This window comes from Bacillus sp. SLBN-46, assembly GCF_031453555.1.
Taxonomy (GTDB): Bacteria; Bacillota; Bacilli; order Bacillales; family Cytobacillaceae; genus Neobacillus.
This window is the reverse complement of the sequence record NZ_JAVIZM010000001.1, coordinates 2984125-3004280: the sequence shown is the minus strand read 5'-3', so window position 1 is coordinate 3004280 and position 20156 is coordinate 2984125. Positions and strand designations below refer to the sequence as shown.

Sequence of the window (20156 nt, the reverse complement as noted above, 5' to 3'; positions counted from 1 at the left end):
ACTGTCCCCCGAAAAAAGGAATCCCCAAAAAAGTGTTGAAACGGTTTTTAGCCTGATGTATAATAAATCCAATTTAACCGTAATAAGGCAATGAAGAGGAAAAGTAAAGTGATTCTATTTTTCACAGAGAGCTTCGGTAGCTGAGAAGAAGCAAAAATACTCATTTGAACAATGGCCTCTGAGCTTCGTATTGAACGTAACTTCTTGTTACTAGTAGACTGCGACGAGTTTTGGGTACTCGTTATCAAAACCACAGTATAAGAGCATTTAACAGCTCCGTACTTGTTGAGGCTAATTGTGTGAGCAATTGGTAAATTAAGGTGGAACCACGAGAAGATCAACCTCGTCCTTATCTATTTATAGATAGGGGCGGGGTTTTTTTGTTTTTAAAAAAGGAGGAATATCAAATGAATATTTTTATTGGAGGAGCTTGGCCTTACGCTAATGGCTCCTTGCATTTAGGACACATCGCAAGTTTACTGTCTGGGGATATTTTGGCCCGTTATTATAGGCAAAAAGGCGATCAGGTTTTATATGTTTCTGGTAGCGATTGTAACGGAACCCCCATTGCCATTAGGGCAAAACAAGAAGGTGTTTCCGCAAAAGAAATAGCCGACCGGTACCATGAAGAATTTGATGATAGCTTTAAAAAATTGGGATTTTCATATGATTGTTATACTCGAACAGATACTGAACATCACCATAAAACTGTACAACAGATTTTCTTAAACCTTTTGAACAATGGCTACATTTATAAAAAAGATATCGAGCAAACCTTCTGTGAAACGTGTGACCAGTTTCTTCCTGATCGTTATGTAGAGGGATTATGCCCAAATTGTGGGCAATCATCTCGGGGAGACCAATGTGACTACTGCTCTTCCATATTAGATCCGCTAGATTTATTAGAAAAAAAATGCAAGTTATGCGGAGATTCTCCGACAGTAAAAAGAACAGAACACTTTTATTTTTCTTTAAGTTCGTTTCAAGAGCAACTTCAGTCTTTAGTCAATCATGCAAAAACAAATGGTGCATGGCGTGAGAACGCTGTTCATTTAACGGAGAGATACCTAAAGGAAGGATTAGTTGACCGAGCCGTTTCTCGGGATATTGAATTGGGAATAAGTGTTCCTGTCGAAGGATTTGAAGAGAAGAAGATTTATGTTTGGATTGAGGCATTATCCGGTTATTACTCTGCAAGTAAAAAATGGGCCTTGGAGACAGGAAAGGATGAATCAATCTTCTGGAATAAGGATGCGACCACATACTACGTCCATGGGAAGGATAATATCCCTTTTCACAGTATTATTTGGCCGGGTATCCTTATGGGTATTCAAAGCGAAGCGCTACCGGAACATATAGTGTCCAACGAATATTTGACATTGGAAAAGAAAAAGATTTCAACCAGCCGCAACTGGGCTGTTTGGGTACCGGACCTTTTAGATCAATATCACCCTGACTCCATTCGTTATTTTTTAACGATCAATGCACCAGAGAATAGGGATACTGACTTTTCCTGGAGAGAATTTATTTATAGTCACAACTCGGAGTTACTGGGGGGATATGGGAATCTTGTAAACCGAACCCTAAAATTTATAACTAAGTACTGTGATAATCAAATTCCACAAGGTTCAAGTGATCCTAAAATAGAAGCAAAGATTAAAAGTGTTTATTCGAGTGTAGGCCAACTAATTGAAAACAGTCATTTTAAGCAGGCGTTGGAGGAAATTTTCGAACTTGTTAGGTTCACGAATAAATATTTTGATGAACAGAAACCTTGGAAACAGGTAGATGAAGATAAATTGGAGTGTGACTGTACGATATTTAATTGCAGCCTCGTCATTGTAAACTTGGCGCAGTTACTCTCCCCATTTTTACCTTTCTCAAGTAATGAATTAAAGAAGATATTAGGGCTGGGAGAATTTACTTGGACATTTATTGAAACGACTCCTCATTCGATTAAGAATGTGCAACCGTTATTTGAACGGATTGACATCAAAACCATTGAGGAAGAATTGGAAAGGCTAAATGGTCAGGTGAAAAAAGGAGAAGCAGAAGCATAGAAATCATTAATGAATATGTCTGATACAAGATAAACGAATAGTGAACGACTTCTGTTGATCGTCTTTTAGAGACAGAAGTTGTTCCATTAGATTAAGTCTATGCACACGCCCTTTAATCGTTTGCAAGCTTCCATTAGTATAATAATCAATTGTAATTTGTTTATTTTCCGTAAGCTTTTTCAAAAACATGTTGTTTGGAACTCCCTTCAATGTATGTTTTACCACACCATAAGTATATCTACGTTTCTTTAAGGGAGAATGAATTAATTGTTAAAGATTTGTGAAGATAACAAAGCCGGGGGACAGTCCCCCGGCGATTTAAAGCTTTACTCCACCGGGGGACTGTCCCCATCCGTATAATTTTAATTCTTCGTTATCATTAGGAAGGGTAACGTAACCTTCGAAGGTCATTCCGATTTTTTCAAGTAGCGTAGAAGATGCTTGATTATCTTCTGACGTTATTGCGACAATCCGTTTCAAGCCTAGTTTTTCCGTTGCATATTTCATTGTCGCGGAGGCAGCTTCATAGGCATAGCCTTTCGATTGATATCTGGATAAGAAAGCAAAACCAATATCAACGTCCTCTAAACCTTCTCTTTTTATCAATCCACAAATGCCAATCGGTATGTGTCCATCCTTAAGTTCTGTTAAGAACAGCCCAAAGCCGAGTTTTGTGTACATATCCATTGGTCCAGTTATGATATAGTTTCTTGCATCTTGGAGAGTTCTAATGCCTCGATCGCCTATGAAACGAATCCATGTAGGATCATTCAAAAGTTCAAAAATAAACTCTGTATCTTCAGGCGTTAGCCAACGAAGGATCAATCGTTCGGTTTCCATTACTTTCAATAAAAACACCTCATTCACGAATTTGTGACTTCTAGGTAATGTCATTTGCTATCTTATTCTATTTCAAACTGATTAATAAGCCTAGTTTTTACTTGGTGAGCATTTTTTACAGAATTAGAAAAAATTTGTCCTAATAAACTTAAGTGTTTAGTTTAAGTGAAATATTTAGTTTATTTTATGATTAGGTATAGCCTCTAAGGAGTGGATAATATGGAAATGATGCAACTGTTAATGGAAGCGCAAAAATATTCTGAAGAAATGAGTAACGTTTTTTTAAGAGAGTTTCAAACAATCATTCAAGAATATGACCTATCATCTAAACAATCCCTAGTGCTAAATTACTTGAAAGAGAGTGGTAGATTTACCATGCACGAAGTTGCCCAAATAATTAATGCGACACCAAGTGCAGCAAGTCAATTCGTAAAGATTCTGGAAGATAAAAAATATGTAAAAAGAGAAACCAATAAGGAAAACAGACGTGAGATTTTTGTAAGTCTGGATGAAAAAGCTATAGAGTTCTTTAATGAATTAGAAAAGGCTGAAAAGCGTGTGTTGGAAAAATACTTCATGAAACTTTCTCCGGAGGATATTGTGACGTATCATGACGTGTTGAAAAAACTGTCTGACATTGTAAGGAAAGAACGGTAACGGTTCATTCTAATTGGGGGGAGTTGTGGGATTTTATGAATGCCATTCCAATGGAATTTTGGTTAAGTCTTGAAGTGCTGGTGCTATGTTTTGGGATATGGAGAGTTAGCAGATTTGTTAAAGCATATAAAATGACAGATCGGGGACTTCCTATTGAAGATAGAATAGAAGAAATGGTTGTAAACCAAGTCAAAAGTAAAGTGCTGGCAACGTTTGTTACAAGAGATTTATTAATGATGTATTATCTCTTCTCAAAATCGAAAAAAAGAAACGTAGAATTGAAAGACGCCTATAGCCTACATAAAAAAGTCGGTTATGGAGGGATGGTTTTCGCTTTTATCTTTGTTTTACTGTTAGAAGGGGTCGGAGTCTCGTATTTCCTTCATAGTTGGAGCAAAGTGGCGGCGTGGATTCACTTGGTTCTCTCCATTTATATGATTGTCTTTCTCATTGGTGATTTCAAGGCGGTTCTCAGGAATCCCGTTCTTATATCTCAGGAAACCATTCATTTTAGATTTGGTTTACGGATGAAAGTAGAGGTTCTGCTAAGTAATATAGAAGGTATCCAAAGTGGAAAAATCAACTATGAAAACGATAAAAAAAGAAAAGATGTATGGGTTGCTACATTATTAGAATTTGAAGAACCTGATATTGAGATTGCCTTCAAGGAACCTATAAAGATCAAAGATGGAATCGGCAGGGAGCATGTAACAAGAAAAATGTACCTGTCCCTTGATGAGAAAGATGAATTTATGAGGAATGTCAGTATATTGGTTCGAAATAACGAGGTGGTATAAATGGAAGTAGCGTTTTGGTTAGTTATTCTCTTTACGTTAACCTATGAACCTATTTTTGGATATTTTGATTTTCAAAAGTTTAAGAGAAAAGTAAAAACAGATGATAAAGAAAGAATTAGATTTTACAAGAATTCCAGCATCAGCCTATGGGTTCCGACTTTATTTATTTTAAGCTTGATCGGATTTACTGATTTAACACTGGAACAAATCGGTCTTACATCCATTTCACTTAACACTGAAAGTCTCGGAAAATGGGTTATATATTCTGCTATAGTAGTTGGAATTATATTTAGTCTGGTAATCCTGATTTTTACAATCGGTTATAGATTCAACAGTAAAATAAAAAACTCGATGGATAAGATGAAAAAGGAAGAATCCTCAAAAAATCAGTTTGACGTAATGATGCCAGTAACGAAACAGGAAAAAAAACTTTGGACTTTAGTATCATTAACAGCAGGCATAACGGAAGAAATAATTTACAGAGGTTTTATGATATTTGCACTTAGTTATTTGCTCCCAGGTTTATCAATATGGGTTATATTAATATTTTCTTCTATTCTGTTCGGGTTAGCCCATACTTATCAAGGAGTTAAGGGAGTGGTTCGAACCACACTAATCGGGCTGTGGTTTTCTATCGTCTATATCGGGATTGGTTCCATCATTCCATTAATCTTATTTCACGCACTTGTAGATTATTTTGGGAAAATTGGTGAAGAATAACGAGTTCTTATTCCTGGCAGTTAAGGGAAAAGTCTGCTACTGGGGGACAGTCCCCGGTTCTATTGAGTTCTATTTTGTCATGTTGAAGGGAAATAAACCACCAATGGAGAATATCCCCATATGAATATTAATTAAGGGGAAAAGTCAGTATGAAAAAGTTTTTTTCGAGGTATTCACACTGGGTAACACTTATTATTATTACTTTTAGTTTTTTTACCATGTTTTATGAGTTTCAGATGGATACTCAAGCTATTTTCGCCGAAATAATGGGGGGAATGGGTCTTCTATCGATTGGGGCACTTACTATCGCAATTGAAAGAAAGAAAAGAAATAAGGAAAATTAGTAAATCTATCATCAAAGTAAAGTGATTTTTTCCAGCATCGCAACCAATCCATTGTGTTGCTTTTTGAGTACCATATTCTTAAATTTGGGAGCGGGTCATATGAGTAAGGTGATTTTGAAATGTTTCATTAGTATTTTAGTTGCTAGTTTATTATTTTTGGGTGTCTATATTTGGAACAAAAATAGCGCAGAATTGACCTTTTTTATTTGGGGAGTTGTCGCCTTCATTTTAGGATATTACTTAATCTCACCATTAATAATGGCTAATAAAAATATGATAAAATTCGAAGCGGAAGTAGATGCTGTTCTAAAAAGATTTAAAAAGTAATCTTTTTGGGGACAGCCCCCCGGCGCTTTAATGCGTTACCACGCCGGGGGACTGTCCCCCAATTTTTTTTTGAGATTTGAAACTATTCCCTTAGTTGAATCGACTAATTGGCAGATAAAGGGGGAAGGACGAATTGAGCGATCGAAATGAGATCATACATGAGCTTTATGAACAGCATTTTGATGATGTTTATCATTATTTGTTATATTTTACGAACAGTAAGTCAGAAGCAGAGGACCTAACTCAGGATACATTCATTAAAGTATTGAAAAGTTACGATAGTTTTCGCCAGCAATCATCTTTGAAAACGTGGATCTTGTCCATTGCCAGAAGAACAGCTATTGACCATTATCGTAAAAAGAAAATGATATCTATTTTACCTTCCTTATTGACTGACATGAGGAAAAGTGAAGACTATATTCCAGAAGAAGAAATGGTTCATAATCACGATTGGGGTGTTCTGCAAAAGGCCCTTATCCAATTAAAGCCTGACTATCGGAACGTGATTATTCTTCGAGGTCTAAAGGAGTATTCGATCAAAGAAACGGCAGAGGTACTGGGTTGGAAAGAATCAAAAGTTAAGGTGGATTACCACCGAGCCATTAAACTCCTGAAAAAGTATGTAAATAATTCTAACGAAGGGGTGGTGATTTTCAATGAACGAGAAAATATACGATAATTTTTTACAGCCATTAAAGAACAGACCTGATATGCAACCAAATTATGAGTTTAAAGAAAATCTTCACAAAAAATTGACTTCCATGGCCCAGGAACAGAAACGTACTAAAAGAGGAATCCGGAAGCATTTTTTACCCAATTTACTTGCTGCAGCCTTATTATTTATTGGAATTATTGCCGGATACGAAGTTATTTTTAAAGAAAAACATGAAATAGAATCTAAACATAGTAATCATTCAGAGATAAATGATGTGAAACAAGTGGAACTTACTGAACAAAAAGCCAAAGAAACGGTGGGGATTGCCTTTGCCCATGCGTCTGTTCTCTATAATGGTAGCGGACCAAAAATGGGTGAGGTTTTTTCCTATAACGGCAAGAGCTACAGATATATGGGTGAAGATTTTATAACGAAGGAAAAGGTTGTTGCTTATTTAGAGGAAGTGTATACGAAAGAAGTGGCCAATCGAATTTATGGGGCAATGGATTTTATTGAGTATAACGGAAAACTAGCGCAACCTAATCGCCAGATAAGTGGTAACTTATTATGGCAGGATGCCGAAATCGTAAGCCAGAAACAGCTTAATGACCTAACCTGGAGTTTTGAGATTAAGGTCCCTGTTGACCAAGGTGTTTCTGAACCGTTCCGAATATACCATATCAGTTTAAAGTACGAGGATGGGTGGAAACTTGACGGTTCGCTTCCATTTACTACAAAAAATAGCAGGGATATCGAAACGGGTCAAACCCAAATGTTTCAGTTAAACGATGAACAAATGATTGTCTATAAAGCATTTTCTAAGGATTTAAACGAAACTCATTTAAAAGGACTGGATCCAATAAGCATTGCTTTACTTTATGTACAGGCGGAATGGGAAGGAAGATACGATATTGCCTATGCCCTTTATACTGACAGGGAAGGGTATGTGAACTGGACGAAGGAATATGATGAAAATATTCCTTCCTCTGACCGAATGTTAAGAAAGCAAATACCATTAACATATGCAGGTATAGCGGAAGGAAAGTTTATCCAAACCGGAGATTTTACAGGATATATTGAATTTACGAACTCTAGCAGCAAACACGGTTTCCAAATGATACAGGATGAAGATGGAATTTGGAATGTTGCCTTTATGCCACTGCAATAATTTTTCATATCCCATCTGAACCCAAGCAAAAAGCATGGGTATTTTGCAATAATTACAAAACATCCATGCTTTTATTTATCCTATCAAATCAATTTACAATCATCAAAACAAGTCATATAAAAAACAATTATTTAATTTGGACAAAAACAAATAGGAAGGCGTCATACTGATCATTTTGCTTATCGATGTTCAGATTTTGTACGACAACCGTTATTTTTACAAGATCATTTTCCTTTGTAAAGGTTGCTTCATCTACAGAGATTTGCTCCTTCATTGCTTTATAGTTATAAAACTTATCATAGATTTCTTTTGTATTAAAGGTGAACAGATCACTTTCATTTTCTCCCTTTAATTTAATATCAACCCGGTCTTTATTAAAGTCTTTTAACAAGGTATACGTTTTTCCGTCTTTACTAATAACACAAATCTTTTGATTGTGTTGTTTATCGTACATATTGATTTCTGTTGGAATAAACAGGTCATAACCAGTAATAGGTATTGGTGCTGATTGATCAAGACTTACGTATACAGGCTGGTTGGAATCAGCATCAACTGGGTCTTGATACTCTTTAAAACCAAAGGTTTCTGTAAAATCTTCATAAACTTTAAAGTCTTTTGGAAGCCATGTGATTTTTTTTGTATAGCCCATATTGTCTAAGTAATAAATGATAGTTGTAATGGTCTTTTTATCTTTATCAGGGATGGATTCCTTTGGCTTGATTTTATTATTTTCAAGCATATTATTTTTCACTAGCACGTTTTCAAGTGTAGAAATCTGACTTTTTCGACTGATAGTAAATGCATCAACAGGAGGTACGATGGAAACTGCTGCAAAAACAATAACCAGGGCAGCAACTATTCCATTTTTCCGAACAGGCAATATGCTAAATAAAATCCCTGCAGCTGCAGCGTATATACCAAACAGAATTACATAATAGCGAGTATGTGTGACACCCGTATCAGTTAGACTTAAAACGGATGAGGCAATCTGGAAAAGAACAATGGGTACAAGTACCTTTGGAAAAATCTTTCTGAAAAAGACTGTAAACTTATTCTCGATTTCACTCGCTAAAATATAAACTAAAATTACGGTAATCGCATAGGAAACGAGCAATGGTTCCAGCAGGTTATCCGTCCAAAAGTCCCCGCTGATATTTTTGATAATATAAATTACGAGAATTAAGGTAAATACGGCAATCAAGGGGATGACAATATAGGAAATAAGAATTTGTAAAAACTTTGGACAATAGGCTGCGCTGTTAATGACCTCTGTCTTTTGTTTCAAATCATCTGGAGATATATTTTTGTCTTCCGAACCGAGATAGACTGGAATAAGTGATAGAAAATACATCGGTGCAAATAGGGTGAAAATAATGGTTGCTACATATGAATACGCTTTATAATTAATAGAAAAAATTAAAAGGTCTGTGGCCCCCAGAATGATGCTTACGCCTGCCATGATAATTCCAGAGAAGAATAATGAGATAAAGAATGATTTAAATGCGATCATAAAGCTTGCATTAAAACTAATGCTGCTTTTTATGACTGGAACCCAAATGAAGGCAATCAGCAGGGCAAAGAGAGCAACTCCTGTTCTAATTCCCATCTCCATGCCTAGTGAATCAGTTGGTTTGATAATCAGGTAGTATCCGGCTGTTAAGAAGACCCCCACACCCATTAATACGAAACGGGTAGTAACATTAGAGTAAAACCTCTCATAGACAACCTGTAATACACCACTAAGGAACGCCCCAACTACGAATGTTAGAATATATTGTGATTGCTCTTTTTCTGCACTGATACTGTAAGCAATAAAAACGGCAGCTGCTAAAAGAAAAAGTGTCGTCAGCGGGAAACGTGTAATTGCATCGGTTAAGCCTGTAAGTCTATCTTGCAGCTTTTTCATCCATTTCATTTTCCTCGAACCCCCTTTATTTTTATTATGTCTATCCGCTTAGGTAAAGTCCTTTCATAATAAATAAAAATTTCCATATCCTTCATCTAATTATATCATATGGGTTAAAAGGTGTAAATTTACACTTTATTAATAATACCAAAAAAGGTGCCTGTCCCCCAGTGCGTTACTGTAGTAACGCGACGGGGGACAGGCACCTTTTTGTTGTTTTTCATTTATTTTAAGAAAAATAATGGTACAATTTGGATAGAGAATGTCAAAAGAGGGTAGGGGTAAGGAATGAGTAATAACAACATAATTCTTCGCTATCTAGAGGCAAGTGATGCTACAAGTCTTCTTCAATTAAGGAAAGATAATCGCCAATTTTTCCAGGCGTTTGAACCTATAAGAACCGATTCTCACTTTACATATGAAGAACAATTAAAAGAAATACAAAAAGCAACTTTAGATATTGAAAACGACTCTTCGTATACATATGGAATTTTTCATCGTGAAACCCAACAGTTAGTTGGAAGAATTACCTTATCCGGTATAGTTCGCGGACCCTTTCAAAATGCGAACCTGGGTTATTATTTAGACAAAAAATATAACGGAAAAGGCTATGTAACAGAAGCTGTACGATTAACATTAGATCTTGCTTTTAATGAATTACAGCTCCATCGGGTACAAGCAGCCGTCATACCTAGGAATATTGCGTCCAAACGTATTCTAGAAAAGACTGGTTTTAAAAAGGAAGGCTATTCGCCGAGATACTTAAAAATAAATGGAAGTTGGGAAGACCACGAGATTTATGCCATTACAAAGGAAGACGTGGACTTAGTATTAAAATCTATTCAGATTAATTAACTGTTTCTCTTGAAAAAAACAAACACGTTTGTAATCCATTTAGCAGCGAAAGAGCCAAATAAATAAAATAAGAATAAATAAAAGTAATTGGATCCATTTTCTAATTGAAATAAGTGTAGATTTGCCAAAATCGGTTTTATTACCAAAGAGAACAAAGCACTTACTACAAATGCGTAGATGTAGTAATTTTTCTTTCGATTTAGTGTCCATTGATAAAGCAGCATGTACACAACAGGAATTAAGGAGGTATCTAGTGTAATACTGATTGGTAAGAAGGGAATAATTTTAAACGGGTATTCCCATAAACCATGTCTGGTAGCAAATCCGTCAATATATCCTGCCATCATATGAACAGAATAGCCAAAAAAACCAATGTGAAAGGCGCGCTTACGATCGATAGTAAAAAATAAAATGATGAGTGGAAGAATGAACAATAATAAATTCACCCAAAACTGCCATGTATCTATATTGGAGTACTTTGTCCAATAATCAATCCAACCATCAGAAAGTTCTTTTTGAATACGTCCCAATCGTTCAAAACTTTTTACCTGACCTTCAATCATAATTGATCCCTCTTGTTCTAATAAAATTCCTATCATTAGTTTGTCAGTAATTGTCAAAATTACTCAAATTTTCCCATGAATTTGTCTTTTTCCCATTTACAAACCTAGGAGATGTTAAGTGCTCGCGTTTCTTTATTAAATATTTTTGAAAAATAGGTGTTATCTCCAAGTTTTAACATTGACTTAATAAACTGTATACATTAAAGTTACAGTAAGGTTCGGTTAGGAAGGATGATTGACGATGAATAGCGATTTTGTTATAGCACTACATAGTCTCGTTTTATTAGCTAACTTACCTAATCAAATGGCAAATAGTGAGGCCATCGCAGAAAATGTTTGTACCAATCCGACAAGAATTCGAAAAATCATGAGTATTTTACGAAAAAGCGGGTACGTAAAGACTAAAGAGGGCATTGGTGGCGGATATGTGCTAAGCTGTAACCCTGAAAAGACTACATTGTCTCAGATTTATTTGGCCATGGCAACGGGTTCTCTAAAACCTAGTTGGTGTACAGGTGATCCGGATCAAGCCTGTGTAATTTCTTCTAATACTCAGGTGGTAATGGATCAAATTTTCACTGAGGCAGAGATGCATCTTCAATCCTATTTAAATCATATAACGATTAGCACTGTCCTCGATAGAATAAAAAGCTGTGAATTGAAGGAGTAAGTTGGTTTCTTTCTTTTTTAGGACGTTTATCTCGAATTCGTAATAAATTATTTCAAAATACTTTATGTTTAAGGAGTGTGTTGAAGATGGTAACATTATACTCTACACCAAGTTGTACATCTTGTCGTAAAGCAAAGGCTTGGCTTGAGGAATATCATATTGATTACACTGAAAGAAACATTTTGTCTCAACCTCTTACAAAAGATGAAATCAAGTATATCCTTCGTCTTACGGAAGATGGTACGGATGAGATCATCTCTACTAATTCAAAAACATTTAAAGAACTAGACATCAATATTGAGTCTTTACCATTACAAGATTTATATGAATTAATCATCAATAATCCGAAAATTTTACGACGTCCAATTATGGTGGACGAAAAAAGGCTACAGGTAGGCTATAACGAGGAAGATATCCGTAGTTTCCTTCCACGCAGACTGCGTACCTTCTTAAGTATCGATACACCACAGGTGGTAAATTATTAATAGTCGACTTGTGGTGGAGTGTAGGTAAGTTGTAGATTACTATGAAAAACATCCAACCTGGTTGGATGTTTTTTTATTAATATTTTTTGAAAAATATAAAAATTTAGTAGTCGACTCCGAAATATTGTTATATAATATAAAATAATTAATGCATCTGTTATATAACATTAAAAGGAGGGAATGCAATTGTACAAAACAGATTCAATTGCAAGAAGAATACTTGGTTGGAAGTTAAATAGATGGGATCGTTGGTATGATTATGAAGTGGGGAAATTCATTCATGAGTCTGACTTTCAGCCCGAGCATAACCTCGACCATGCCATGCTAATCGTTGAAAGATTAGAGACATTTGGATTTAGTTTTTCCAGTGATGGAGTATCAGAGGCTTCATTTAATGACATCAGAGGAACTGGTGATACATTATCACAAGCCATTACAAATGCAGCGTACACCATTATTGAAAACAACTCTGTTGTAGAAAGCAATAGATTATGGAATCAGTTATGCTAACACAAGGAAAAGTTGGTTACTTAATATAGGTAACCAACTTTTTTATTTGGCTTATGGTTTATATAAATCACTCCGAAAAAAAGATTGCGGAGGCTGCTCCCAACCAGCCACGTTCAATCAAAAGCTTTTGCCCTTCGTTTCCATACTTCATAATTTCCATAATAAAAAGTGAATAATCAACGACTAAATCCTTCCTCAATGAAACCGACATCGAATAAATTAACGAGTTCATTGCCACCTGATTTGAAGTACTTATGATAAAGAGCATTAATTTTTCTGAAAAAGGGGAAATAGTGGACTTAGTTACTTCCATCGTAACGGGGGAAGTCGGAAACTCTTCATTTTCTCTAAAAACCTGATTGAAGGCCTCTATTTGCTTCTCGGCTAATTTTTTCCCTTTTAAAAGATATTCCTTTACTTCCTTATCCTTTGATACTTGTAGTAGACCAATTATAAGAAGAAGACCAATATAATTTCTTTCAATAGCCAAAAATAGCTCGTCCAGTTCAATCACATTTAGGGGTGCGCCTCTGCCAAACCAATTTCCCAGTAACGATGAGGGTTGCTCAATAAAAGCAACTTCATTAGGATATTGAATCTTTGGGGGCCGATCGTATATTCCTTTAGATAGCATAAGATTTAATGATTTTCTATAAAGTTTCATTTCATTAGACAAACAGTCCTCAAAAAAACTAACCACATCAGATCGTGCAACCTTTATTAGAACAGAAGCGTAATGGGGCACAATCATTTGTCCACCGCGATAGACAAAACTTAAGGCGTACAGGTCTGTAAATAGGGCAGGAGCAGTTAAGTCAATGTCCTTATCGGTGAAGCCTATTGGAGTTGGGATTTTTTCTTCAGTAAAAATCATTTTAATTTTTTTATTATTGGTTTCTACCGAGATTAATGCTTCTTCCGTGACAGCCTTTATATCAACGTCCTGAACATATTGAAGGAAATGTTTATAGAAACACCACATGGCTGAATTCTGAATATAAGTGATCCATAATGTTGCAATTTCTGCAGTGGTTAGTTTAATATCATTTATTCCCATATTTATGCTCCCTATCCAGTTTTTTATAATGTTTCCTTGTGCCCAAATTATATTCGGTTTATCTAACTATTTCTGTATTCGAATATTTCGTAAGTGAAAATAATTTGCTGATATGGTATGATAATCCAAAATAAATGATCATTGGAAACGGAATGGAAGACACACAACTTTGATCAACTTTGGGAGATGGAACAGCGTGCAGAGTTGGAAACGTAATTTATGGGTGTTATGGATTGGGGTCTTTTTTACAGCGGCTAGTTTTTCCATGGTTATTCCCTTTTTGCCGATATTTCTATTGCAAATTGGTGTTCATGAACATACGGAAATGTGGTCAGGCTTGTTATTTAGTTCAGCTTTTTTTGCCGGTGCGGTCGCAGCCCCTTTTTGGGGTAGGGTAGCGGATCAATATGGCAGAAAACCAATGATTGTTCGAGCCGGGATTGTTCTCTTTTTTATCTATACTCTAATGGCCTTTGTGACTAATCCTTATCAAATATTGGTGTTGAGAATTCTACAGGGATTGTTGAGCGGATTTATTCCAGGAGCCATAGCGTTAATTGGAACCAATACACCGAATGAAAAAGTTGGTTATGCACTTTCTATGATTTCTACAGCTTCTGCATCAGGAACGATTATTGGTCCATTGCTCGGTGGAGGAATTGCACACCTCGTGGGAAATCGCTGGGCATTTGCTAGTGCAGGTAGCATCGTTCTTATCGCCACTTTGTTCATTATATTTTGGGTAAAAGAAGAGAACTTCACACCAAGCAAGGAGCGTGGCTCTGTAAAAAAGGACCTGAAAATCGCTTGGTCCAATCGTCCGTTTATGTTTGTTCTATTGTTGTGGGTAGTTACGTCATGCTCAGTGATGACAATTGAACCTGTCCTACCATTATATATTGTTAAATTAGGAGGTTCGTCTGAAAATGCATCACTAATTGCAGGTATAGTATTCTCACTCCCTGGAATTGCCTCTGCGATCTTTGCACCATATTGGGGGAGGTGGGCAGACAAGGTCGGTTTCCAGCGAGTACTTTTTATCGGTTTATTAGGTGGTGGGATCGGGATGCTGGCTCATGTAATATTTAGCCAGATTTGGGGATTTTCCATTATTCGATTTGCTTTTGGGGTGTTTTTCTGCGCAGTGTACCCGGCTTTAAACGGTCTGGTTGTTACATCGACAGAAAGTGATTTCCGAGGAAGAGCGTTCGGATTAAGTCAAACAGCCAACCAAATCGGTGGAATGATTGGTCCCATCCTAGGAGGCTTCATAGGCGGGATTTTTCCAGTCCAACTAGTATTTATCGTCACAGGAGTTTTACTATTAGGCGCAACAACTATGGCGTATTGGAATACTAATTTACACAAGCGTACGAAAAAAATAAAGGCTGTTTCATAAAGTTGGACACTAAATGTTCCGTAAAACCTCTTATTTTTAAAAGGATAAGAGGTTTCTTTGTGTTAAATTATAAAGTGAATAACATAGGGACGTGGAGGGATTAGATGAGTTCGGTAATTGAAACGATTAGAAAGCGTCAGTCGATCAGGACATATGACACACAACCTATATCAGAAGCTGATTATAGAAAAATAAATGAATACATAGTTGACGAGAACAACTTAATAGGACCACTGGGCCGAAAGGGAAGAATAGAGCTAATTCAAGTAACTAACAATGTAACAGACAAAGGAATCAAATTAGGCACCTATGGTTTTATTAAAAATCCAAGAGCATACTTGGTTGGTATTACCGAGAATGATAAAACATCTCTAGTGGATTTTGCGTACACCTTTCAAAAACTAGTTTTATATTTGACGGAGATTGAGTTAGGTACGTGCTGGATGGGAGGAACCTTCAACCGACATTCGTTTGAAAAAGAGCTTCAGCTGGGTGAAGGGGAGTTCATACCATGCATCACACCTATCGGGTATCAGAGTAATAAACAGCGGGTGTTTGATAAAGCCTTGCGTATTGTAGTGAAAGCAGACAACAAGAAGCCTTTGGAAAAGCTTTTTTATGATTCTAGTTTTGATGCAATCTTGGAAAAGGAACAGGCAGGACAGCTGGAATTACCCATTGAAATGGTCAGGCTTGGGCCATCTGCATCTAATAAACAGCCTTGGAGACTGGTGGTATCGGCGGATCGGAAGCTTTGTCATTTCTTCATTGAACACACGCCAAACTATAGCTCAAAGTTAGGCTATGATATGCAGCTATTGGATATGGGAATAGCGATGTGCCAGTTTGATCTAGCTTGTAAGGAATTAAATTTAATGGGGAATTGGAGCTTGGAGGAACCCAAAATAACGCTTCTTAGCGAACATACCGAGTACATCGTAAGTTGGAGAGCGGAACGGTAAATTTTTGATATGAAACAGGGCCGTTTTTGCAGGCCCTTTTACTATTTTTCTAGCTGTTTTGGCAGTATGATGATCGCATCTGTTCCTTCCCCTTGTTGCGTTTGGATGTCAATCGTGCCACGGTGGTTTTCTATAATTCGCTTACATACCATTAATCCTAAGCCTGTCCCTTTTTCCTTAGTCGTATAGAAGGGTTCGAATAAGCGTTTCTGCCGCTCTTCTGAAATGCCGGAGCCATAATCTTTTATTTTTATAGAAAAATAATTCTCACTTTCGTTTTTTAGCGATATTTCGATATTTTTATTAGTAGATGTTGCTTCAACCGCATTTTGTAGGAGGTTGATTAAAACCTGTTTAATTTGATTCGGATCACAAAAAGCAGTTATGGAGGAGTCAAAGTCCAGTGTAATATTAACGCTATTCATATTAAATTGTGGTTTCATGAAAAATAGTACACTTGAGATTAATGTACCCATATTAATCTCTTTACAGATAAATCCTTCAGCTGGTTTTGCTATAAACATAAACTCACTAACAATATTATTAATTCGTTCTAATTCATCAAGCATGATTTCAAGGTAACCTTTTAAGGAAGGATCTTGAATACTTTCATTAATAATCTGGGTAAACCCTGTTATTGAGGTTAAGGGATTCCGGATTTCATGGGCAATTCCAGCTGCTAATTCACCTACTAGCGAAAGTTTTTCCATTTGCCTAAGCTTAATTTCGTTTTCCTTTTCGGTTGAAATATCGATGGCTGTTCCGTTGACTTCGACTGTTTGACCGTTAACGACCATCGGGTTTAACGAGGCAATATAGAAATAACCATTCACTTGACCTTCATAATTAACTGGAGTTCCTCTCCATGCTTGTTCATAAAATTCATTCTTCTGTTTCGCAATTTCATTTGGTAAAAAATCAAAGAGTGTTTTTCCGATAATCCAATCAGAGTCAATTCCTAATGTCGTAAGAAAATCACCCTCACTAAATGTATGTATAAAATGATCCTCTTTTTTTACAAACTTAAAGACAAACCCTTTTTGCCTTGGAATTAAGTCGCGGTAATTAATGTGAGTATGAGAAGTTTTCATGAAAATACATCCTTTTAAAATCTATTATCAACTAAATAATAGTTCTTTTTCCATAGTGAAAACTCCTTTCTTTTTATAAAATTTGTTTCAGCAAATTTGAGTTTTGGTTCATTTCTCTAATGCCCACTCATACATTTATAGTGGAAGGCAAGAAGTGAGATTGATAGGGACAAGCCTTCTTGCTTCTGCAATTCACTAAATTGGATGAAAGGGAGAAAAAATGGAATTCCTACTAGAACTGCTGCATAGCTACAGTACATTCTTTTCATTAGATGAATTACGAGAAGTTTTTTCAAATCCCGCTAGTTGGGGAGTAATTGGTTCTCTTGTTATTCTTGAAGGGTTATTATCCGCCGATAATGCGCTTGTTCTTGCAGTATTGGTGAAACATTTGCCAAAAAAGCAACGTAAGAAAGCTCTTTTCTATGGGATCTTCGGTGCTTATCTGTTTAGAATCATAGCGATTGGTCTCGGAGTGACTTTAATTAATGTGGGATGGATCAAAATTGTAGGCGGTCATTATCTACTTTGGATTGTGTTTCAAAACTTTATAAAGAAGGATGAAGAGGAAGACGAGGTTCAAAATAAGAAAATGAGTTTTTGGAAAACCGTGATAACTGTTGAGTTAATGGATATTGCGTTTAGTTTGGATAGTATCATCGCTGCATTTGGTGTATCCAATCAAGAATGGGTATTATTTCTTGGGGGAGTATTAGGAATCTTATTGATGCGCGGAGTGGCCAATCTATTCCTTGCTTTAATTGAGAGAGTACCAGAATTTGAGAGCACTGCTTTTGTGTTAATTGGTATTATCGCCATAAAAATGATTACCTCGGCATTTGGGTATCATTTAGATGAATTTGTTTTCTTTTCTATATTAATTATTGTATTTTTAGGTACATTTGTTGTTCATGCCTTAAAGGGTAACTCCGGTAAGGAAAGGACGATGTAGGGGGAGCGAAGGGATTCGCTCCTTATTTAATTGTGTACTCAGTAGGCACAATGTTTCTACAAACAATGCATCTTCGCTTCCGCTTGATCCCAAGGTACAGAATAGCCTTGTCCCTTAGAGCAAAAGATGGATGACGAAGAATATTCGGGGTCTGCATCCTTGTTGTAGTTGATTCTCTCCATTACTTCGTTGGAATTGTGACACGGATAATACCCGCCAAACACTAGGTTCAATGTGCCTTTTCCTTGTGTAATTGATGCAAATTCCGGGCCATAGTTCATAAATGTGGCAACAGGTACTTTTCCAGTTAGAAAAGCCTTGTTCCCTTCTGTAAGCGGAGCATCAAAACTACCATGTGCGTTTTGTATATCTGTTAATATCTTACCTAAGTGATCTAATTCTATTCTCATTTTAAAAGCATAGAAAGGTTCCAACAGCACATTTGCAGCTTTTTCCAGCCCTTGTCGTAAAGCGCGGTAGGCGGCCTCTCTAAAGTCACCACCTGAGGTATGCTTGTTGTGGGCACGCCCTGTCAATAGAGAGATTTTCACATCCGCAAGTGGAGAGCCGGTTAACAATCCACGGTGGTCCCGCTCAAACAGGTGATGCCGTATTAGATTTTGGGTTCCGACGGGTAAATCATCCGTATGGCACACGGTCTCAAAAGAAATACCGCTATTTCTAGCTGCCGGTTCTATTTTAAGGTGAACCTCAGCATAATGGCCCAACGGTTCAAAATGTCCGTACCCACAAACTACAGTCTCAACCGTTTCTTTGTATAATATTTCTGGTTCCCCCAATTGAATATCCAAGTGAAATCGTTCCTTAACTATTTGTTTTAACACCTCTAGCTGAATCGTACCCATGACTCGAATGTGAATTTCCTGCGATCGTTCCTCCCACGTAACATTCAAGGAGGGGTCTTCTGCATCTAAAATATGGAAGTACTGTAATACCTCTTTTACATGTATTGAAGGGTCAAAGATGACCCTGGATTTTAGCGCAGAACCCATTTCGTAAACGGCTTTTTCCTTTAATGCTCCCAATCCATCCCCAGCAGTAGCTGAGGAAAGTCCTGTCACGGCGAAAATCTCACCTGCAGACACCTGATCAACAGTGATAAATTTATTTCCATTGTATATACGAATCTGAGTGATTTTTTCGCTAAGGACGACATCTGCATCAGCGTAGCTAACTTCTTCACGAACTTTTAGGGTTCCGCTAAGAGCTTTTATAAACGTAATCCTTGTCCCTTTGTTATCATAGCGTATCTTATAGACTCTGCCTGCAAAGGGTAAATGATGATCATAATTCGTCGAGGTTAATAAGTCCATTTTTCTTAGAAAACTATCCACACCGATGTCTTGCAATGCAGAGCCGTATGCACACGGGTAAATTTCATTTCCGTTTATCATTGTCTTCATTGTTTCCAGCCAAATATCTAGCTGATAACCGGTTTCCATATATTGACCCAAAAGAGTCTCATCTCGTTCGGCTAAAAATTCAATTAATTCCTCATTCATTTCCTTTTCGTTCAGAGTCTCGGTTATATCACAGACATTTTGGGTTAGATTGTCTCGAATTTCTTCCATGACCCTATGGACATCCGCACCTACTCGGTCTGTTTTATTGATAAAGAAGAATGTTGGAACTTGATGTTTTTGTAGAAGTCTCCAAACCGTCTCGGTATGACCCTCGATACCTTCAACGGCACTAATAATGATTACTGCATAATCCATCACTTGAATGGCTCGTTCCATTTCAGGAGAAAAGTCCACATGGCCTGGAGTGTCTATCAGAAAATAGTCTGAGTGATTAAAAGTAAACTTAGCTTGGTCTGCAAATACGGTAATCCCTCTTTGTTTTTCTATCTCATGTGTATCGAGAAAGGTATCCTTATGGTCTACACGACCTCTTTGTCTAATTGCTTTCGTATGAAAAAGAAGCTGCTCTGCCAATGTGGTTTTTCCTGCATCCACATGCGCAAACATACCTATTGTTTTTTTCATGATGCACCTCTTTTTACGTTCTTCTTATGTAAAATATTATACCAAATTGACAGGTGACCCTCCTAAAAAGTTGCCAACGTCTCGAATATATAGAAAAATAGACTTATAGCTATAAGAAAGCGGAGGTGT

The 20156-nt window shown here is 36.7% G+C and carries 22 protein-coding genes and 1 other annotated feature; of the genes, 15 read left to right on the top strand and 7 right to left on the bottom strand.

From position 1 onward, the window contains the following. Positions 1-81: 81 nt before the first annotated feature. Positions 82-354: a binding site (T-box leader), on the top strand. A 53-nt stretch (positions 355-407) separates the two neighbouring features. Next, positions 408-2060, top strand: coding sequence for a methionine--tRNA ligase (gene metG, locus QFZ87_RS15425; RefSeq protein ID WP_309862954.1), 1653 nt, complete (start codon positions 408-410; stop codon positions 2058-2060). Positions 2061-2066: 6 nt separating this feature from the next. On the opposite strand, the gene QFZ87_RS15420 is transcribed toward metG, so the two are convergent. Continuing rightward, entirely contained in the window at positions 2067-2249 is a 183-nt protein-coding gene (locus QFZ87_RS15420; protein WP_309862951.1) for a YolD-like family protein, read from the bottom strand. Positions 2250-2378: 129 nt separating this feature from the next. Next, positions 2379-2900: a GNAT family N-acetyltransferase gene (locus tag QFZ87_RS15415; protein ID WP_396133971.1), complete on the bottom strand. Its 522-nt coding sequence runs from the start codon at positions 2898-2900 to the stop codon at positions 2379-2381. 219 nt (positions 2901-3119) lie between these two features. Between QFZ87_RS15415 and QFZ87_RS15410 the strand changes: the two genes are divergently transcribed. The 7 genes from QFZ87_RS15410 (at position 3120) to QFZ87_RS15380 (ending at position 7568) form a co-directional block, all read left to right on the top strand. Beyond that, complete coding sequence (locus QFZ87_RS15410) at positions 3120-3557, top strand: MarR family winged helix-turn-helix transcriptional regulator (RefSeq protein WP_309862945.1); 438 nt, start codon at positions 3120-3122, stop codon at positions 3555-3557. 50 nt (positions 3558-3607) lie between these two features. Beyond that, complete coding sequence (locus QFZ87_RS15405; protein ID WP_309862942.1) at positions 3608-4354, top strand: hypothetical protein; 747 nt, start codon at positions 3608-3610, stop codon at positions 4352-4354. Further along, positions 4355-5074 carry a CPBP family intramembrane glutamic endopeptidase gene (locus tag QFZ87_RS15400; RefSeq protein ID WP_309862938.1) on the top strand — a complete coding sequence of 240 codons (720 nt, stop codon included), beginning with the start codon at positions 4355-4357 and terminating at the stop codon, positions 5072-5074. 149 nt (positions 5075-5223) lie between these two features. Continuing rightward, complete coding sequence (locus QFZ87_RS15395; RefSeq protein WP_309862935.1) at positions 5224-5418, top strand: hypothetical protein; 195 nt, start codon at positions 5224-5226, stop codon at positions 5416-5418. A gap of 99 nt (positions 5419-5517) precedes the next feature. Continuing rightward, a complete protein-coding gene (locus QFZ87_RS15390) occupies positions 5518-5745 on the top strand; it encodes a hypothetical protein (protein WP_309862932.1) in 228 nt (75 codons plus the stop codon). Positions 5746-5878: 133 nt separating this feature from the next. Continuing rightward, a complete protein-coding gene (locus QFZ87_RS15385; RefSeq protein ID WP_309862930.1) occupies positions 5879-6424 on the top strand; it encodes an RNA polymerase sigma factor in 546 nt (181 codons plus the stop codon). Then, complete coding sequence (locus QFZ87_RS15380) at positions 6402-7568, top strand: DL-endopeptidase inhibitor IseA family protein (RefSeq protein WP_309862927.1); 1167 nt, start codon at positions 6402-6404, stop codon at positions 7566-7568. Before QFZ87_RS15385 ends, QFZ87_RS15380 begins: the two co-directional genes overlap by 23 nt. A 127-nt stretch (positions 7569-7695) precedes the next feature. Here the strand turns inward: QFZ87_RS15380 and QFZ87_RS15375 are convergent, their stop codons facing one another. Beyond that, entirely contained in the window at positions 7696-9483 is a 1788-nt protein-coding gene (locus QFZ87_RS15375) for a DUF4153 domain-containing protein (protein WP_309862924.1), read from the bottom strand. 279 nt (positions 9484-9762) lie between these two features. On the opposite strand from QFZ87_RS15375, the gene QFZ87_RS15370 reads away from it, so the two are divergent. Continuing rightward, positions 9763-10329 (top strand): GNAT family N-acetyltransferase, encoded by a 567-nt coding sequence (locus tag QFZ87_RS15370; RefSeq protein ID WP_309862921.1) that lies wholly within the window; start codon positions 9763-9765, stop codon positions 10327-10329. On the opposite strand, the gene QFZ87_RS15365 is transcribed toward QFZ87_RS15370, so the two are convergent. Beyond that, entirely contained in the window at positions 10326-10949 is a 624-nt protein-coding gene (locus tag QFZ87_RS15365; protein ID WP_309862918.1) for a CBO0543 family protein, read from the bottom strand. The genes QFZ87_RS15370 and QFZ87_RS15365 overlap by 4 nt on opposite strands. A 184-nt stretch (positions 10950-11133) precedes the next feature. On the opposite strand from QFZ87_RS15365, the gene QFZ87_RS15360 reads away from it, so the two are divergent. The 3 genes from QFZ87_RS15360 (at position 11134) to QFZ87_RS15350 (ending at position 12557) form a co-directional block, all read left to right on the top strand. After that, positions 11134-11562 (top strand): RrF2 family transcriptional regulator, encoded by a 429-nt coding sequence (locus QFZ87_RS15360; RefSeq protein WP_309862915.1) that lies wholly within the window; start codon positions 11134-11136, stop codon positions 11560-11562. Positions 11563-11648: 86 nt separating this feature from the next. Then, the gene (gene spxA / locus QFZ87_RS15355) at positions 11649-12047 is read left to right on the top strand and encodes a transcriptional regulator SpxA (protein WP_308084179.1); all 399 of its coding nucleotides are present in this window, start codon (positions 11649-11651) and stop codon (positions 12045-12047) included. Between the two features lie 186 nt (positions 12048-12233). Next, complete coding sequence (locus QFZ87_RS15350; RefSeq protein ID WP_309862909.1) at positions 12234-12557, top strand: BC1872 family protein; 324 nt, start codon at positions 12234-12236, stop codon at positions 12555-12557. 67 nt (positions 12558-12624) lie between these two features. On the opposite strand, the gene QFZ87_RS15345 is transcribed toward QFZ87_RS15350, so the two are convergent. Beyond that, positions 12625-13614: a DUF3231 family protein gene (locus QFZ87_RS15345; protein ID WP_309862908.1), complete on the bottom strand. Its 990-nt coding sequence runs from the start codon at positions 13612-13614 to the stop codon at positions 12625-12627. A 196-nt stretch (positions 13615-13810) separates the two neighbouring features. Between QFZ87_RS15345 and QFZ87_RS15340 the strand changes: the two genes are divergently transcribed. Together QFZ87_RS15340 and QFZ87_RS15335 are read left to right on the top strand one after the other, a co-directional pair. Further along, positions 13811-15013, top strand: coding sequence for an MFS transporter (locus QFZ87_RS15340; protein WP_309862905.1), 1203 nt, complete (start codon positions 13811-13813; stop codon positions 15011-15013). Between the two features lie 104 nt (positions 15014-15117). Next, positions 15118-15975, top strand: a complete 858-nt coding sequence (locus QFZ87_RS15335) for a nitroreductase family protein (RefSeq protein ID WP_309862902.1) — start codon at positions 15118-15120, stop codon at positions 15973-15975. A gap of 41 nt (positions 15976-16016) precedes the next feature. Here the strand turns inward: QFZ87_RS15335 and QFZ87_RS15330 are convergent, their stop codons facing one another. After that, a complete protein-coding gene (locus QFZ87_RS15330) occupies positions 16017-17066 on the bottom strand; it encodes an ATP-binding protein (protein ID WP_309862898.1) in 1050 nt (349 codons plus the stop codon). 220 nt (positions 17067-17286) lie between these two features. Here QFZ87_RS15330 and QFZ87_RS15325 point away from each other — a divergent pair, with 220 nt between their 5' ends. Beyond that, entirely contained in the window at positions 17287-18018 is a 732-nt protein-coding gene (locus QFZ87_RS15325; RefSeq protein ID WP_309862895.1) for a TerC family protein, read from the top strand. Between the two features lie 56 nt (positions 18019-18074). Here the strand turns inward: QFZ87_RS15325 and QFZ87_RS15320 are convergent, their stop codons facing one another. Then, positions 18075-20027, bottom strand: coding sequence for a GTP-binding protein (locus QFZ87_RS15320; RefSeq protein ID WP_309862892.1), 1953 nt, complete (start codon positions 20025-20027; stop codon positions 18075-18077). Positions 20028-20156: the final 129 nt, after the last annotated feature.

What these genes read in the sequence shown, in the direction of transcription:
- metG (WP_309862954.1), top strand. Translation starts at nt 408, where the DNA reads ATGAATATTTTTATTGGAGGAGCTTGGCCTTACGCTAATGGCTCCTTG.
- QFZ87_RS15420 (WP_309862951.1), bottom strand. Translation starts at nt 2,249, where the DNA reads ATGTTTTTGAAAAAGCTTACGGAAAATAAACAAATTACAATTGATTAT.
- QFZ87_RS15415 (WP_396133971.1), bottom strand. Translation starts at nt 2,900, where the DNA reads ATGGAAACCGAACGATTGATCCTTCGTTGGCTAACGCCTGAAGATACA.
- QFZ87_RS15410 (WP_309862945.1), top strand. Translation starts at nt 3,120, where the DNA reads ATGGAAATGATGCAACTGTTAATGGAAGCGCAAAAATATTCTGAAGAA.
- QFZ87_RS15405 (WP_309862942.1), top strand. Translation starts at nt 3,608, where the DNA reads ATGGAATTTTGGTTAAGTCTTGAAGTGCTGGTGCTATGTTTTGGGATA.
- QFZ87_RS15400 (WP_309862938.1), top strand. Translation starts at nt 4,355, where the DNA reads ATGGAAGTAGCGTTTTGGTTAGTTATTCTCTTTACGTTAACCTATGAA.
- QFZ87_RS15395 (WP_309862935.1), top strand. Translation starts at nt 5,224, where the DNA reads ATGAAAAAGTTTTTTTCGAGGTATTCACACTGGGTAACACTTATTATT.
- QFZ87_RS15390 (WP_309862932.1), top strand. Translation starts at nt 5,518, where the DNA reads ATGAGTAAGGTGATTTTGAAATGTTTCATTAGTATTTTAGTTGCTAGT.
- QFZ87_RS15380 (WP_309862927.1), top strand. Translation starts at nt 6,402, where the DNA reads ATGAACGAGAAAATATACGATAATTTTTTACAGCCATTAAAGAACAGA.
- QFZ87_RS15375 (WP_309862924.1), bottom strand. Translation starts at nt 9,483, where the DNA reads ATGAAATGGATGAAAAAGCTGCAAGATAGACTTACAGGCTTAACCGAT.
- QFZ87_RS15370 (WP_309862921.1), top strand. Translation starts at nt 9,763, where the DNA reads ATGAGTAATAACAACATAATTCTTCGCTATCTAGAGGCAAGTGATGCT.
- QFZ87_RS15360 (WP_309862915.1), top strand. Translation starts at nt 11,134, where the DNA reads ATGAATAGCGATTTTGTTATAGCACTACATAGTCTCGTTTTATTAGCT.
- spxA (WP_308084179.1), top strand. Translation starts at nt 11,649, where the DNA reads ATGGTAACATTATACTCTACACCAAGTTGTACATCTTGTCGTAAAGCA.
- QFZ87_RS15345 (WP_309862908.1), bottom strand. Translation starts at nt 13,614, where the DNA reads ATGGGAATAAATGATATTAAACTAACCACTGCAGAAATTGCAACATTA.
- QFZ87_RS15335 (WP_309862902.1), top strand. Translation starts at nt 15,118, where the DNA reads ATGAGTTCGGTAATTGAAACGATTAGAAAGCGTCAGTCGATCAGGACA.
- QFZ87_RS15330 (WP_309862898.1), bottom strand. Translation starts at nt 17,066, where the DNA reads ATGAAAACTTCTCATACTCACATTAATTACCGCGACTTAATTCCAAGG.
- QFZ87_RS15325 (WP_309862895.1), top strand. Translation starts at nt 17,287, where the DNA reads ATGGAATTCCTACTAGAACTGCTGCATAGCTACAGTACATTCTTTTCA.
- QFZ87_RS15320 (WP_309862892.1), bottom strand. Translation starts at nt 20,027, where the DNA reads ATGAAAAAAACAATAGGTATGTTTGCGCATGTGGATGCAGGAAAAACC.